The sequence below is a fragment of the Pseudoalteromonas sp. A757 genome (assembly GCF_004103285.1).
Lineage (GTDB): Bacteria > Pseudomonadota > Gammaproteobacteria > Enterobacterales > Alteromonadaceae > Pseudoalteromonas > Pseudoalteromonas galatheae.
In genome coordinates this window covers 1-15,104 of sequence record NZ_QNQN01000069.1, presented here as the reverse complement: position 1 = coordinate 15,104, position 15,104 = coordinate 1, and the positions used below count along the sequence as shown (strand labels likewise).

Genomic DNA, 15,104 nt, shown 5'->3' with positions numbered 1-15,104 from the left:
TCTTATTTTTGAACTTCGCAAAGAAAAAGTTAATAAAAATTTCAAAAACTCGGATTTTCGGGGTTTTCAAGTGTCAGTATTTTTACAACGATTTAACTTGGAGGTGACTACCTTGCTTGCCACACGCTTTTCAGATAAAGGGTTTAAAGTGATTAAAGGATTTGCTGCTAGCCATGAGCTGGGCTTTGGCGCGCAGCTTATAGAGCAAAGCGTAATGCAGCTGAACAGCTTGATCGAAGAAGTTGGGTATTTGCGAGTCAACCAACCAACCATAGATAGTGGTGCACAATCCTATGACTTGTTTCATCACATTGGCTGTGAAAGCGGTGCGCGATTTATTGTGAAGGTGATCTCAGAAAATGAGCTATGGCAAAAGCGCCAAATACCGGCAATTGTTGATTGCCTAGAAGCTGAAGGTGCTGGTTGCTTATTTAAACATGATGTCTCAGGTATATTGTTTGTTGCTAAGCGAAACAGCGAACCTATGATGTTGTTTATTGAGGGTGAAGAGCTTGCCATGGCGCAGAGCTCACTTGAAATACAGAGTAGAATGATGACGTTAAGAGACGGTGCAATAATGCTAAGAAGTCATTTTTTAATAAAATGATGATCACTTTTTAGCATTACTGAGAGGCGCAGAGTTGTAATTAACCTTAATTCAGTTTTAAATGGCCTTCCACCAAAACTGCTACAATAAAAAAGTAGTAGAGTGCACTCAGGAAGGGTTGGAGCCATGTTAAAAACTCAGGAGGTTGGGCAAGAAGCTTTGCTCACCGCAATCAGCGCAGGAAGTATTGTTGATTTGGAAATTTGCTTACCGGCAAATAGCAAAAGAATAAAAACAGAATATGTCGGTATGCTCCAAGGGGCGTTTTTAATTCTTAACCATCCCAACCCTAAGCGATTAGGCGCGGCGCTGGACTATGTGATGGAAGGGACGTCGGTTATTGTTCGAGCTTTGCTCGAAAATAGTGATGGCCAAGTCATTGCATTCAAATCGCAAATCAAAGCGGTTTCAGTCCATCCCGCGCGGCTTATTTTTCTTTATCTACCCGAAAAAGTACAAACCTATAAACTCCGTTCGCAAAATAGGATACCAACCTTAATCCCCGCAAAGTTTCACTGCCACGGCAGCAAAGATGTTGGTGTGATAAAAGACATTTCACTTGCTGGGTTACAGTTAGATTTAACGTCTATTGATGCTGAGTATATGGAAGAGGGGCTGAAATGTGAGGTTTTCATTGAAGGCAAAGAAGGGAATCAGATCGCGCTTGAAGGGGATATTCGACGCATAAAAAGCCATGATCAAATCGTCTCTTTAGGTATTCACTTAACTTCAGCTCCAGACATAATCCGTGGTGTATTAAAAGATTACCTAATCGATTTGTCTATTTTTCAAGATCAACAAGAGACTTAGTGAATATGGCGCTTTAAACAAATAAAGCGCTTACTTGGAAGAGTTTTTCCACAACACCGATTTGCTTTTTATCGATCAGGAACATAATCACATGGTCGCCTGAGAGAATAATGGTATCGTCATGTGCGATCAGTACATCTTCATCACGGACAATGGCACCAATGGTCGCGCCTGGTGGTAATTTAATATCTCGAATTGCACGGCCGACAACCTTAGAGGTGTTCTCATCACCATGTGCGACAGCTTCAATGGCTTCTGCTGCCCCTTTACGCAATGAATATACGTTAACGATATCACCACGGCGAACGTGGGTGAGTAGTGCTGAGATAGTCGCTTGTTGTGGTGAGATAGCAATATCAATGTCGCCACCTTGCACAAGGTCAACATAGGCACCACGTTGAATAAGCGCCATGGTCTTTTGTACACCCATGCGCTTTGCAAGCATCGCCGCCATAATGTTGGCTTCGTCGTCGTTCGTCACTGCGATGAACACGTCTACTTGCTCTATATGTTCTTCTGATAACAGCTCTTGGTCTGAGGCATCGCCACAAAAAACCACCGTATTATCGAGCGTTTCAGACAACTGCGTGGCACGAGCTTGATTGCGTTCAATAAGCTTAACGCTATGGTTCTTGTCTAATGAACTGGCGAGTCCCGCACCTATGTTACCGCCACCGGCAATCATAATTTTCTTGTAAGAGCGTTCAAGCTTTTGTAGCTCGTTCATGACCGCTCGAATATGCTTAGTCGCAGCGATAAAGAAAACTTCATCATCAGCTTCAATTACGGTGGTGCCGAGTGGCTTGATGGCTTTGCCCTGACGATAAATAGCGGCAACGCGGGTATCGACGTTTGGAATATGCTCTTTTAATGCTGAAAGTGCATAGCCAACGAGTAAACCGCCGTAATAAGCTTTAACCGCGACGAGTGACAACATGCCCTCGGCAAATTGCAGCACCTGCAAAGCGCCTGGGTAATCTATTAGCCTGCGAATATATTGCGTTACTAGCTGCTCCGGTGCGATGTAATGGTCGACAGGTAGGTCGTCATTGTGAAACAGCTTTTCTTTGTACTTTAAGTATTGCTCAGAGCGGATCCGCGCAATTTTGGTCGGCGTATTGAAAATACTATAGGCGACCTGACACGCAACCATATTCACTTCATCTGAGCTGGTTACGGCGATTATCATGTCGGCATCTTCGGCACCAGCTTGACGCAAGATCTCAGGGTGAGCACTGTGGCCAGTGACTCCCTGTAGATCGTATTTGTCTTGCAGCTCTCTTAAGCGCTCGCCATCGATGTCGACAACGGTAATTTCATTTTCTTCACCGACGAGATTTTCTGCTAGTGTCCCGCCGACTTGGCCGGCGCCTAAGATGATGATTTTCATATTGGTTACGGTCGATTTTCTATTATTGTTTTGTCAACTTTGCGTAGTAAAACCCATCACTTAATCCGGGTAATAGCTGCAAGCCTGGTTGTGTTTGTGTGTCTGCATCATGTAAAGGAACAAGGGCCGCATCAGGAGTCACTGAAAGAAAACGTCTGATCTGTTGCTGGTTCTCTTGTGGCAGTACTGAACAGGTAGCATAAACTAGTGTGCCACCGGGCTTGAGTAATGGCCAGATTTTATCAATAATTTGTGCCTGTAACGTCACCAAGTTATCAATATCTGAAGCTCGTCTCAGCCACTTGATATCAGGGTGTCGTCTAATAACACCTGTTGCAGAGCAAGGAACATCCAACAAGATACGATCATATAGCTCGCCATCCCACCATGCTTCAGGGTCACTTGCATCGCCCTCGAGACATTTGGCCGACAATCCGATCCGTTCAAGGTTTTGCTCCACACGCTGTAAGCGCGCGCCATCAGCATCTATTGCAGTCACTTTAGCGTCTGCTAACTCCAAAATATGGCAAGTCTTACCACCAGGAGCGGCACAAGCATCAAGAATATTTTCACTTGATTGTGGTGCTAATAATCTCGCGGCTTTTTGGGCGGCTGCATCTTGCACTGAGCAAGCGCCTGCGGCAAATTGTGGAAGCGCATAAACGTCAATTGGGCTATCAAGCAAGATCCCGTCTGGATACTCATTATGAAGCTGATAGGCTATCCCTTCTCGATCTAACATTGCTGCATAATCGACAGTAGAGAATTGCGATTGGTTTACACGTAGCCACATTGGTGCCTGCTGTTGATTCGCTTCTAAAATAGCTTGCCACTGCGTTGGGTAAGCTGCTTTTAGTTGATTAATAAACCAGCCAGGGTGGTTGTATAAGCAAGCTGGGATCTCGGTAGCACTGGTTTCTAGCTCGACTTGATGGCGCTGGAAGTTACGTAAAATCGCATTAACCAAGCCTTTCATGCCGGGCGCTCTAAGAGGCGTCAATGCGTTTACGGTCTCGGCAACCGCGGCGTGAGCAGGGACACGCATATGCTGAAGTTGGTAAATACCCACATACAACAAAAACTGGAAAACACGTCGCTTACCTTTTAAGGGCTGATCTAGCAGTTGTTGGCAGTAATGCTCTAAAGACGGTAAATATCTTAATACGCCGTAGCAAATTTGCTGTAGCAAAGCTCTGTCTTTACCGTCTAACTGGCTGGTGGCAAGTGGTAATTGAGCACTTAACGACGCGCCTTTATCGACGACTTGAAATAGGGTTTGGGCAGCGAGTGCGCGTACATTACTCACGCGTCACCAACCTTAGCACCAATTGCTACCCAGTCGGCTCGACCATTCAAAAAGTCTTGTGCAGACATGGGCTTTTTACCTTGTGGTTGTAAGGTGTGAATTTCCAATGCCTGTGTGCCACAGGCAATTACGATACCGTGCTTGTCTGCACGTAGCACATGTCCTGCATCACCTTGTTCGTCAACTACCTTCGCCTGCCAAATCTTGACGCTGTTACCTGCCATATTGGTAAAGCAAACCGGCCATGGATTAAATGCGCGGATGTTGCGTTCAATTTGCGCAGCTTCCATCTGCCAGTCAATGTCGGCTTCTTCTTTGCTTAGCTTCTTAGCATAATTCGCTAGTGTATCGTCTTGCTTTTCTGGCGTGATCTCGCCTGCAGATAAGCGTGCTAGCGTATCAATAAGCGCATCGGGGCCGAGCAGCGCAAGTTTGTTGTATAAATCCGCACTCGTATCTGTTGCGGTTATAGGGCAGCGAGCAATATGTAACATATCGCCAGTATCTAGACCTTCGTCCATTTGCATTATCGTCACACCGGTTTCACTGTCTCCAGCCCAAACGGCGCGTTGGATTGGAGCGGCTCCTCGCCATCTTGGTAAGATCGAACCATGTACATTTAGACAACCTAGCCGAGGCGTATCTAAAATGGCTTTCGGAAGAAGTACACCATAAGCAACAACAATCATGACATCGGCTTCAAGCGCTGCAAGCTCTGCTTGTGCTTCTGGTGTTTTGAGAGATTGTGGCTGCAATACAGGAAGATCATGCTCTTGTGCTAGTACTTTTACTTCACATGCTTTAAGTTTTTTCCCGCGTCCTGCAGGGCGGTCTGGCGGGCAGTATACTGCCACGACGTCATGTTGTGATTGTATAAGAGCGTCAAGGTGGCGCGCTGCAAAATCAGGCGTGCCTGCGAAAACGATACGCAAAGGATTACTCACGAAATATCCTAAAGTCAGTTAGTTAGACATTGGTTAAGCTTGCTTTGCAGCGAGCTTAGCTTCTTTTTCAAGCTTCTTACGAATACGATTACGCTTTAGTGGCGATAGATAATCGATAAATAGCTTGCCAACTAAGTGGTCTAGTTCGTGTTGAATACAAACGGCAAGTAGACCATCAGCATCTAACTCATATGTTTCACCATGTTCGTTTGTTGCCTTCACTGTGACTGTCTCAGCGCGATCAACTTTTGCATATGAATATGGTACAGATAAGCAGCCCTCTTCGCTCACCGTAGAACCATCACGCTTAGTTATTTCTGGGTTGATTAAGACGCGCGGTTCGTTGCGCTCTTCAGAAACGTCAATAACAACAATGCGCTGATGAATATCAACTTGCGTAGCCGCAAGACCGATACCATTTTCATCATACATAGTTTCCAGCATGTCCTTAACTATTTGACGTACTTCGTCATTAATCTCTGCTACAGGCTGTGCAACAGTGCGTAAACGCTCATCTGGAAACTTTAAAACTTCTAATATGGCCATGATTACCCTAAATCAATTTATCGTGTAAGCTGTTGTAAGCTAGTGTATGGTCTTATTTTAGCCATTCAAGTTCCCCTTTAACAGGTTTTGGTGGATAATAACCAAAAATAACCACAAGGAAGCCATCATGAAATATTCGATTGCTGCATTAATACTCGCTAGCTGCTCTGTTTTCTCTGTGAAAGCGGACACTTTGGCTGTAAAAGCAGATGCACCCCAGCGCTATGTGGTGAAAAAAGGCGATACCTTGTGGGATATTTCAAAAATGTACTTACGTTCTCCATGGAAGTGGAAGCAGTTGTGGCAGTGGAATCCGAACATACAAAACCCAGATCTGATTTATCCAGGGGACAGTCTTAAGTTACTTTACGATGAAAATGGTAATCCAATATTGGTGCTGGATAAAGGGGTGAAGAAGCTTTCACCACATACACGTATTGTTAACCAAAAAGCGGCTGCCATTCCGACCTTGCCGCTACCCATCATGGAACCTTTTTTGCGGTTCGAGCAAGCACTTTCTGAATCTAAGTTTTCTGAGAGCCCAATTGTGCTGGGGGCTAATCGTAATATTAAAAATGCGACTCCAGGTCACCTTCTTTATATCAAAGGTGATTTAGTTAAAGGCGGGCACTATGCTATTTATCGTCGTGGTGAAACCTATCGTACCTTAGACAGTCAACAACAGCTTGGCTTGGAAGCCGTGTTAGTTGGGTCAGGCCATGTGGTCGAGCAAGGTGATCTAGCAGCAGGACGTCCGGCAAAGCTACAGTTAGAAGTTGCCAAACAAGAAGTTAGAGCTGGTGATATTGTCCTTCCCATCTCCACGGGACAAAGCTATCCAGCACAGTTTTCAATAACACGGCCAAAGCAGCAAACTTCGGGACGTATTATTGCTAGCGATAATAAACTCAGAGAGTTTAGTACCATGAGTGTTGTAGTGCTTGATGTAGGCAGTAAAGCTCAGTTAAAAGAGGGGCATGTCCTTGATATTATAAGGCAGTCGCCTACAGTTATAGAAAGCCAACACGGTCCGCGCTATATTGAAGACGCATCTCGACTCGACAAGATGATCACCGAAATGGGATCTTGGTTTGGTGAGGAAAACGATGACGATAGTGTGGTATGGCATATGCCAAAGGAAAAAGTCGGTGAAGTAATGGTCTTTAAAGTATACGGAGACTTGAGCTATGCAATGGTTGTAGAAACTTCAGAGCCGATCCGCGTAGGTGATTATGTACAAGCATTCAAGGAAACCGCCAGTAACTAGGTGGTAGTATATCTCCTTGAGTGAGTCAGTGAACTCAAGGAGAGAGTATGAAACAAACTGAACAAGCTCAAGCTCTTGCATTAACCCTATGCCAGGGGCTGGGTATCAAAACTATCACCGCATTACTTAATCAAGTCCCCCTTGCGCAATTATTCGCATTAAGTCAGGTTGAGCTTTGTAAGCTTGGGCTACAAGAAAATGTTGCAGCCAACTTAGCGTGTACAGATTGGTCTCGTATCGAGCACATATTGACTTACTGTCAACGTCAGCAAATTCATGTTGTATCTTTGTTTTCTCCCGAATACCCTGAGCAATTAAAAGAGATCTGTAACCCTCCCTTAGTGCTATTTTGCAGAGGGAATATTGCGTTATTAAAGCAACCACAAATTGCAGTTGTCGGTAGTCGTAGTTCAACGAGAACCGGCCTTGGGCTTGCACATGAATTTGCACAGGGCCTAAGTCGCTCGGGACTGGTAGTAACGTCGGGTATGGCAAGAGGGGTTGATGGTGCAGCGCACCAAGGTGCACTTGATGTTCAAGGAGCAACTATTGCTGTGCTAGGGACTGGTGTTGATGTTGTTTACCCCAAACGCCATCAACGACTTTATGAAGACATCGTACAGCATGGCTTGGTAGTCAGTGAGTTCTTACCAAACACTCAAGCAAATAGTAATCACTTTCCACGGCGTAATCGCATAATCTCGGGTTTATCTTTGGGTGTTTTGTTGGTTGAAGCCGAAATAAAAAGTGGCTCGCTGATTACCGCACGCTATGCACTGGAGCAAAACAAAGAAGTGTTTGCGATCCCAGGCTCAATTAAAAATCGATTAAGTAGCGGTTGTCATTACCTGATTAAGCAAGGAGCAAAACTCACCGAAAATATTGAGGATATTTTGGAAGAAGTGAGCTTTTTTTGTGAAAACAGTCTATATAGTATAGAAATAGGGGAGCAAAAAGAGGAGCAATGTCCTGTATTAGAAAACCTTGGCTTTGAGGTGACGACTGTAGACACTTTAACGCAAAGGACCCAGTGGCCAGTAGAGCAGGTGATTGCCAGACTATTGGACCTAGAACTCGAAGATAAAGTAGAGCGTGTACTCGACGGCTACATAAAACTCGCGAGGGGTTAAGAAGATGTTTGATATTCTAATGTATTTATTTGAGAACTATATTCACAGTGAGGCAGAAATCTTTGTCGAACAAAACGAACTCACCGATGAACTCCTTCGCGCCGGCTTTAATCAAGGCGAAATATACAAAGCGCTTGATTGGCTTGAGCAACTTGCAGATTTACAGCACAGTGACGAAAACCCCTATTTAAATGCTAAACCGGACCATGCAACGCGGATTTACACCGATAGCGAATGCAATATGCTAGATGTTGAGAGCCGTGGTTTTTTAATGTTTGTGGAACAAGTCGGAGTGATTGACAGTACCACCAGAGAAATGGTGATGGATCGCTTATTCGCCTTGGATAAAACCTATATTAGCCTTGATGATTTAAAGTGGGTGATACTAATGGTGCTATTTAATGTACCGGGTAAAGAGCATGCTTATGCGCAGATGGAAGATCTGATTTTTACCGAGCCTGCATCTGTAGTTCATTAGCTCTGCTCTAGCACGATAAGTTTCTCTCGGTAAGTTGAGGTCAAAACTTCAACTTACCGCCTTTCAAATAACGCTTCTTACTTCGTTAAAAATGCGGATATCAAGTATTCGCAGGGGGGAATTTCCATCATTTCCTTGACCCTAAAAACAAGGCGATTATATTAGGCGCATACTTGCACAAGGGGGCGGTGGTAAAGCGATGAGTAAAATAGACCATGCATTATTTAATGCAGACAAACATGCATTAGAAAAAGAGTATGAAGTATGTCCAGAATGTGGCTCTGAGCTGGTAATCAAAAACAGTAAAAATGGTCCATTTATTGGCTGCGCTAGCTACCCAACTTGTGATTATATTCGCCCGCTGGCACATCATGATAGCCATGTAATTAAAGTATTAGAAGATGTGGCTTGTCCTGAATGTGGCAAAGATCTAGTGATAAAAAATGGCCGCTATGGCATGTTTATTGGCTGTACTGGGTATCCTGATTGCCACTATATTGGTCATGAAGATGCACCACCCTCGGTGGCCTTACCCGCGTGTCCAAAATGTCAAAAAGGTAATCTAATTCAGCGTAAAAATAAGTATGGTAAACACTTTTATAGTTGTGACACGTATCCAAGTTGTAAGTATACCTTGAACGCCACGCCTGTAGAGCAGGCTTGCCCTGAGTGTCATTGGCCCGTGCTAGTGGAGAAAACCCGAGCGGGTAAAGCTGTGCTACAATGCCCGCAGAAATCATGTCAAAAGATAGTGGAAATACCGTGAGTAATGACAATAAAGCGGATGCCGTGGCAATAGAAACGCCCGAGTCAGCACTTCAAGCCGGCGAAGTGATCTGTTATCCGACGGAAGCCATTTATGGTTTAGGTTGTGATCCTGATAACCAAGATGCGGTCACTAAGTTACTAACAATCAAATCTCGACCCATAGAAAAAGGGTTAATCTTAATCGCCGACAATTATGGTCAATGTTTACCCTACGTGGATGACAATATAATCCCGATGGATAAGCGCGCTGATATTTTTTCGTCATGGCCAGGAGCCATTACTTGGTTATTGCCGGCGAAAGCCAGTACGCCGCATTGGTTAACAGGGGGGCACGACACTATCGCTATTCGTGTTACTAGCCACCCAATTGTAAAGCAGTTGTGTCAACGCTTTGGTAAGCCGATTGTATCTACCAGTGCCAATGTAACAGGTCAAACTCCGGTTGTTTCGTTGTTGGAAGCGCGTCGCCAGTTCGGCTCACAAGTCGGCTATTATGTTGAAGGTGAGTTAGGCGGTAATACGACCCCAAGCGTCATTAAAAATGCAATGACTGGCCAAGTGATCCGAGGATAAAAAGTACCATGAGTAAAATAAACCTAGATACCGTAAAAGCTTTTTTATTACAACTACAAGATAATATCTGCCAAGGCTTAGAGGCTGCCGATGGTAACGCTCAGTTTGTTGAGGATGCTTGGGAACGTGCTGAAGGTGGCGGCGGTCGCACTCGCGTGATCCGTAATGGCGATGTTATTGAGCAAGGCGGGGTAAACTATTCACATGTTTTTGGCGCTTCTATGCCAGCCTCAGCGACGGCGCACCGTCCAGAGTTAGCAGGAAGAAGTTTCCATGCCTGTGGCGTGTCTTTAGTGATCCACCCGAAGAATCCCAATATTCCAACTAGCCACGCCAATGTGCGTTTTTTCATCGCTGAGAAAGAAGGTGAAGAGCCGATTTGGTGGTTTGGTGGTGGTTTTGATTTAACCCCATTTTATCCAGTTCTTGAGGATGTGAAGCACTGGCACCAAGTTGCAAAGGATTTGTGCGCACCATTTGGTGACGCAGTATACGGTGACTACAAAAAGTGGTGTGATGAATATTTCTATTTAAAGCACCGAGATGAGACTCGGGGTGTGGGTGGGTTATTCTTTGATGACTTAAACCAATGGGGCTTTGAGAAGAGCTTTGCGTTTATGCAAGCTGTAGGCAATGGCTTCCTTGATGCTTATCTGCCTATTATTGAAAAACGCAAAGATACGCCGTATAGCGAACAGGAGCGTCAATTCCAGCTATATCGCCGAGGCCGTTACGTTGAATTTAATCTGGTCTGGGATAGAGGTACGTTGTTTGGTCTACAAACGGGTGGACGTACCGAGTCTATTTTAATGTCGATGCCACCATTGGCACGCTGGGAGTATGACTTCCAGCCCGAACCGGGGTCGAAAGAAGCTGAGCTGTATAATTATCTTACCCCAAAGAATTGGCTGGCGATGTAATAGAGTTAGAAAGGAGCCTCGGCTCCTTTTTTGCTTTTAGCGGTTCACTTAGTTTAATTTAAATCCGCGTACTTGCTCATCTAAATCGCGTGCAAGGGTGAGCAACTCTTCACTGATCTGTTTAGAGCCATGGGCATCAACTAACGAGCGCTCAGCATTATCGCTAATCGCCACTACGCTACGATTGATTTCTTCAGCGGCCAAGTTTTGTTGCTCAGTGGCATCGGCAATTTGCAGGTTTAAGGCATTAATTTCGTGCATCTGCGTCGAGATGTCTTTAAGCGCTTGGGCTACTTTCTTGACCTGCTGTGCACGATCATCTGCTTCTTCGCAAGAAGCACTCATTGCTGCCACGGTTTGCTGTGCCTCGGACTGTAGCTTATCGATAGTACGTTTGATTTCATCGGTTGAGTCGTGGGTACGTGTAGCAAGTGTTCTGACTTCGTCGGCAACAACTGCAAACCCTCTACCTGCTTCCCCTGCGCGTGCGGCTTCTATTGCTGCATTAAGCGCTAAGAGATTGGTTTGCTCCGCGATACTACTGATCACTTCGAGTACTTTACCCACTTCAAGAGTTTGTGCTTGAAGCTGAGAAACTTGTTCTGCAGCCTGCCTTACATCTTGTGCTAATTGGTTGATACTTTGCTCAGTATGATTAGCAACAGCCATGCTTTCCTCTGCGAGGTGATTGCTGCTGTCCGACTTTTCTGATGCAAAGTGGGTGGTATTTTTTACTTCACTTGAAGAGCTTTCAAGCTCATTAATTGCGGCTGCAACAGAGTCCGTTCCTTGTTTTTGCTCTTGAATGGCCAGCTCGGTAGTTTCCGCTGAAGCATATATAGATTCTGCTGAGTGAATAAGTATTTTCGAAGAGTTGGATAACTGCGCAATATTGTCTTTAAAGCTATCCATCATTTTATTGAAGTTAATCGCCAAGCGTCCAAGCTCGTCATCGACTTGGTCGTCTATTCGTAATGATAGGTCCTTATTCGTCGTTGCGAGACGCATGGTTCGGCCTAGTGTTTTTAGTCGTACAATAAATAGTTTCCTAAAAAGTACGCCTAAAATCACAAATGTGGTTATAAAAATGGCGGAGAGGAGTGCTGTACTAAACCAAGTATTGTTGTGTACAGTATTATCAATGCCAGCAAGAGAGTAGCTGATCCGCACAACACCGAGCACATCTCCTTCCTGTGCCTGATGACAACCCAAGCAGTTGGTTCCTTTATAGTCCTCCTTGGCTATCATTGGCTTTAAGTAAGTCATGATACGACTACCATCGCGCTGTTCTATAACTAAGGTTTCTTTCCCATTCAACGCATCAAACTCAGCTTCAGAGTTAGGTGCTTGATTTGCATTACCAGGACCGTAAAGCTTATTAACTTGCTCGGAGCGGATAATGTGAGCATCTTCGATATTAGGGTGATTACGAATTTTGTCACTCAAAATTTCACGGTTTGCCATGGTGCCTGTCAGCATCATAGTATTGATAGAGTCAAAGTAATTATCTGCTAGTAACCTAATGTTACTTTCAACTGTTTCTTCAGCAAGAGTCTTTTGTTGACTGCTACTACTGAGGATACTGGCAATCAAAACGAGGACACCCGTCACTGCCAGTAACGCATAAATTTTATGTTGAATAGATTTCACACGCATCGCACCTGTTCATAATTAGAACAGTAATTATGCATCTCTACTCAAGAACGGGGTTTGACCTAGCGCAAAATAGCCGTGTAATTTTAATCAACTAATACTTTAGTTTTATTCTTGATTAATCATATGTGTCGCAAGTTGAGCGAGGGACTGCCTTAATCCTTCTCTTAATAATGGATTTCCTACCTCTAAGTCTAATGCTTTATTCATACAGTGCATCCATTGATCCCGTAAATCTTGGTCGATAGGAAAGGGCATATGGCGCATTCTTAAACGTGGGTGGCCATATTTCTCTGCAAAAAGATCTGGGCCACCTAACCAACCAGAAAGAAATTCAAAAAATACCTGTCTGATCCTGTCTAATGGTTGTGGATGCATATCGTAAAGCGGCTTTGCATAGGGATCAGTTGCCATAATATCGTAAAAGCGGTTGGCAAGATCGCGGGCGCCTTGTTCTCCACCAATGATTTCATAAGGTGTTTTTTCTGGAGTGGGGGCACTATTTGTTTGTTCTACGGTTGCATCTTTATTAAAGATACGTTTAATTAACTGCTTCATAATGACTCTTTCAAGGCGCTCTTATAACGATGGACAAATACGCGGTATTCGGTAATCCGATAAAACATTCTAAATCGCCAGCAATCCATACGCAATTCGCACAGCAATGCCAGCAGCAATTAGAATACGAGGCTATTTTGGCACCAGAAGATGCCTTTATTCAAACTGCATCGACATTTTTTGCCCAAGGTGGTTGTGGTGCGAATGTGACTTTACCTTTTAAAGAGCAGGCATTTGCCTTTGCAGATACCCTCACCGAACGAGCTAGGCTCGCTGGTGCCGTCAATACCCTAATCAAACAGCAAGATGGCAGTATTACAGGCGACAATACTGATGGTGCAGGTCTTGTACGAGATCTCGTGAAACACCAAACTAAACTTGAGGGGGCTACCGTACTATTGATTGGTGCAGGTGGTGCAGCCAAAGGCTGTATCTATCCGCTCCTTCAGGCCGGAGCAAAACGGATCGTCGTGACCAACCGTACTGAGTCAAAGGCATTGCAACTAGCAAAGCAATTTGCCTCGTATGGAGAGGTTACAGGGTGTGGCTTAAACAATACCCCCGACATCGGTTTCGATATTGTGATTAACTCCACCTCATCGAGCATCACAGGGCAAGTACCAGACGTTAGCCCTACTGTTATTACATCCTGCTTAGTTGCCTACGATATGTTCTACAGCGACCAGCAAACAAGTTTCTTAGACTGGGTGGCGCAACACAATCAACAAACGCAATTGATAGATGGCATAGGTATGTTAGTTGAGCAGGCCGCAGAAGCGTTTTACCAATGGCGAGGGGTGAGGCCTGATACGTCCGAAACATTTAGGCTTATTAGAGGGGAAATATGAACCAGGCAATACTGTTTAATGATGACATCAGTTATCAACAGGGAGAATTAACGTTTACGGCGATGGCCAGTGGTCAGCTGATCCGCTGTAAAATTGCAACCGAGCTTGAGCAGGAAGCCGCAATAGCGCACTTTGCTCAGCACCAATTCGATTATGAAATGCAGGCTGAGCAATTAATAGAGGATGACTCATTTAATGAGGCGGGAGAGATAAGCTTAGCTTTCCTCTAAATATTCATTTTTCAGTTCCACGTAATTTTGGGCGGACACTTTTAAAAATTGTAGCTCTTGTTCGGTGAGGGGTCTGGCTTGTTTTACCGGACTACCGACATATAGAAAGCCGGACTCAAGATTTTTATTAGGCGGGACAAGTGCACCACCACCAATGATAACGTCATCTCCTACGGTGACGTTATCCATAATAATTGCACCCATACCCACAAGAATACGATTACCAAGTTTGCAACCATGCAACATGACTTTATGACCAACAGTTACATCATCACCAATAATAAGCGGGTAACCGTCAGGTACTGAAGCGCTCTTTCTTGTTAAATGCAGTACGCTGCCGTCTTGAACATTAGTTCGTTTACCTATCTTGATGTAGTTCACATCGCCTCTGGCTGCAACCAATGGCCAAACACTGCTGTCTTCGCCAATTTCTATATCACCGACCAAAACGGATGATTCATCAATATAAACGCCTTGTGCCAAGCGCGGGAATTTACCTTTATAACTTCTAAGCATGTCTAGATTACTCATCTCTCGTGTCTTGTGTCACTAGTGTAGAGTGTTGAATTGTAAAACTCTAGTACGAAAAAACTGCAAATAGATAAGTAAAAGTGTCAAAAATAAGCGTTTCGCTCTATTTTTGCTCGAACAAACGTTTTTTCGCAACTTTCTTTAAAAAAAGGGTTGCACTAAAATCGGATCGCCCTATAATGCGACCCCACTGACACGGGGCGCTACGCTGAAAAGCAAAGCAGCAGCGAGTTAGCGTCAAGTAAAACTTAAGTTCGAAACTTCTGATAAAGAAATTCAAAATTAAGTGTTGACAAAAAATTGGGAATGCTTAGAATGCACATCCCTCGAAGCAACGAAATGTTTCGAAATGTTCTTTAAAAATATGAAGCAATCATCTGTGTGGGCACTCGTACAGATTGAGTTCTAACAGCAGATTCTAGTTCGCTAGATGACGCAAACAAATTTAGAGTCTCAATTGAACTGAGTGACCAACAGAATAAACATAGTTTATTCAGCACAGTCAATTCGATACCGAAAGGTATCAAAATCAGAATTCAATGAGC

General features: G+C 44.3%; 17 protein-coding genes. 10 read left to right on the top strand and 7 right to left on the bottom strand.

The genetic code is table 11. From position 1 onward, the window contains the following. The first annotated feature begins 70 nt into the window (after positions 1-70). Positions 71-607 (top strand): hypothetical protein, encoded by a 537-nt coding sequence (locus DRB05_RS11960; RefSeq protein ID WP_239965713.1) that lies wholly within the window; start codon positions 71-73, stop codon positions 605-607. A gap of 126 nt (positions 608-733) precedes the next feature. Further along, complete coding sequence (locus DRB05_RS11955; protein ID WP_128727152.1) at positions 734-1,417, top strand: flagellar brake protein; 684 nt, start codon at positions 734-736, stop codon at positions 1,415-1,417. Positions 1,418-1,430: 13 nt separating this feature from the next. Here DRB05_RS11955 and trkA read toward each other — a convergent pair whose 3' ends face one another. Genes trkA through def form a run of 4 tightly spaced genes read right to left on the bottom strand, consistent with a single transcriptional unit; the run spans position 1,431 to position 5,603 of the window. Further along, positions 1,431-2,807: a Trk system potassium transporter TrkA gene (trkA, locus tag DRB05_RS11950; protein WP_010604175.1), complete on the bottom strand. Its 1,377-nt coding sequence runs from the start codon at positions 2,805-2,807 to the stop codon at positions 1,431-1,433. A gap of 22 nt (positions 2,808-2,829) precedes the next feature. Next, positions 2,830-4,113 carry a 16S rRNA (cytosine(967)-C(5))-methyltransferase RsmB gene (rsmB, locus tag DRB05_RS11945; RefSeq protein WP_128727151.1) on the bottom strand — a complete coding sequence of 428 codons (1,284 nt, stop codon included), beginning with the start codon at positions 4,111-4,113 and terminating at the stop codon, positions 2,830-2,832. Beyond that, positions 4,110-5,057: a methionyl-tRNA formyltransferase gene (fmt, locus tag DRB05_RS11940; RefSeq protein ID WP_128727150.1), complete on the bottom strand. Its 948-nt coding sequence runs from the start codon at positions 5,055-5,057 to the stop codon at positions 4,110-4,112. The genes rsmB and fmt overlap by 4 nt, the downstream gene beginning before the upstream one ends. Before the next feature lie 33 nt (positions 5,058-5,090). Then, the gene (gene def / locus DRB05_RS11935; protein ID WP_128727149.1) at positions 5,091-5,603 is read right to left on the bottom strand and encodes a peptide deformylase; all 513 of its coding nucleotides are present in this window, start codon (positions 5,601-5,603) and stop codon (positions 5,091-5,093) included. A gap of 127 nt (positions 5,604-5,730) precedes the next feature. Here def and DRB05_RS11930 point away from each other — a divergent pair, with 127 nt between their 5' ends. From DRB05_RS11930 to hemF, 6 genes are all read left to right on the top strand, one after another. Then, complete coding sequence (locus DRB05_RS11930) at positions 5,731-6,870, top strand: LysM domain-containing protein (RefSeq protein WP_128727148.1); 1,140 nt, start codon at positions 5,731-5,733, stop codon at positions 6,868-6,870. A gap of 47 nt (positions 6,871-6,917) precedes the next feature. After that, positions 6,918-8,000: a DNA-processing protein DprA gene (gene dprA / locus DRB05_RS11925; RefSeq protein WP_128727147.1), complete on the top strand. Its 1,083-nt coding sequence runs from the start codon at positions 6,918-6,920 to the stop codon at positions 7,998-8,000. 4 nt (positions 8,001-8,004) lie between these two features. Continuing rightward, a complete protein-coding gene (locus tag DRB05_RS11920) occupies positions 8,005-8,478 on the top strand; it encodes a DUF494 family protein (protein ID WP_010376797.1) in 474 nt (157 codons plus the stop codon). A gap of 199 nt (positions 8,479-8,677) precedes the next feature. Next, a complete protein-coding gene (locus DRB05_RS11915; protein WP_128727146.1) occupies positions 8,678-9,244 on the top strand; it encodes a type I DNA topoisomerase in 567 nt (188 codons plus the stop codon). Beyond that, positions 9,241-9,819 carry an L-threonylcarbamoyladenylate synthase gene (locus DRB05_RS11910; protein WP_128727323.1) on the top strand — a complete coding sequence of 193 codons (579 nt, stop codon included), beginning with the start codon at positions 9,241-9,243 and terminating at the stop codon, positions 9,817-9,819. The genes DRB05_RS11915 and DRB05_RS11910 overlap by 4 nt, the downstream gene beginning before the upstream one ends. A gap of 8 nt (positions 9,820-9,827) precedes the next feature. Then, positions 9,828-10,739 carry an oxygen-dependent coproporphyrinogen oxidase gene (gene hemF, locus DRB05_RS11905; protein ID WP_128727145.1) on the top strand — a complete coding sequence of 304 codons (912 nt, stop codon included), beginning with the start codon at positions 9,828-9,830 and terminating at the stop codon, positions 10,737-10,739. A gap of 48 nt (positions 10,740-10,787) precedes the next feature. Here hemF and DRB05_RS11900 read toward each other — a convergent pair whose 3' ends face one another. Together DRB05_RS11900 and DRB05_RS11895 are read right to left on the bottom strand one after the other, a co-directional pair. Continuing rightward, the gene (locus DRB05_RS11900) at positions 10,788-12,395 is read right to left on the bottom strand and encodes a HAMP domain-containing methyl-accepting chemotaxis protein (RefSeq protein ID WP_128727144.1); all 1,608 of its coding nucleotides are present in this window, start codon (positions 12,393-12,395) and stop codon (positions 10,788-10,790) included. A 105-nt stretch (positions 12,396-12,500) separates the two neighbouring features. Then, on the bottom strand, positions 12,501-12,950 hold the full coding sequence (locus DRB05_RS11895) for a group II truncated hemoglobin (RefSeq protein ID WP_010379482.1): 450 nt from the start codon (positions 12,948-12,950) through the stop codon (positions 12,501-12,503). A gap of 29 nt (positions 12,951-12,979) precedes the next feature. Between DRB05_RS11895 and aroE the strand changes: the two genes are divergently transcribed. Together aroE and DRB05_RS11885 are read left to right on the top strand one after the other, a co-directional pair. Next, on the top strand, positions 12,980-13,798 hold the full coding sequence (gene aroE / locus DRB05_RS11890) for a shikimate dehydrogenase (RefSeq protein WP_128727143.1): 819 nt from the start codon (positions 12,980-12,982) through the stop codon (positions 13,796-13,798). Next, on the top strand, positions 13,795-14,028 hold the full coding sequence (locus tag DRB05_RS11885) for a DUF1488 family protein (RefSeq protein ID WP_128727142.1): 234 nt from the start codon (positions 13,795-13,797) through the stop codon (positions 14,026-14,028). Before aroE ends, DRB05_RS11885 begins: the two co-directional genes overlap by 4 nt. On the opposite strand, the gene DRB05_RS11880 is transcribed toward DRB05_RS11885, so the two are convergent. Further along, entirely contained in the window at positions 14,014-14,559 is a 546-nt protein-coding gene (locus DRB05_RS11880) for a gamma carbonic anhydrase family protein (RefSeq protein WP_128727141.1), read from the bottom strand. The two genes, DRB05_RS11885 and DRB05_RS11880, sit on opposite strands and share 15 nt — an antisense overlap. Between the last annotated feature and the right edge of the window lie 545 nt (positions 14,560-15,104).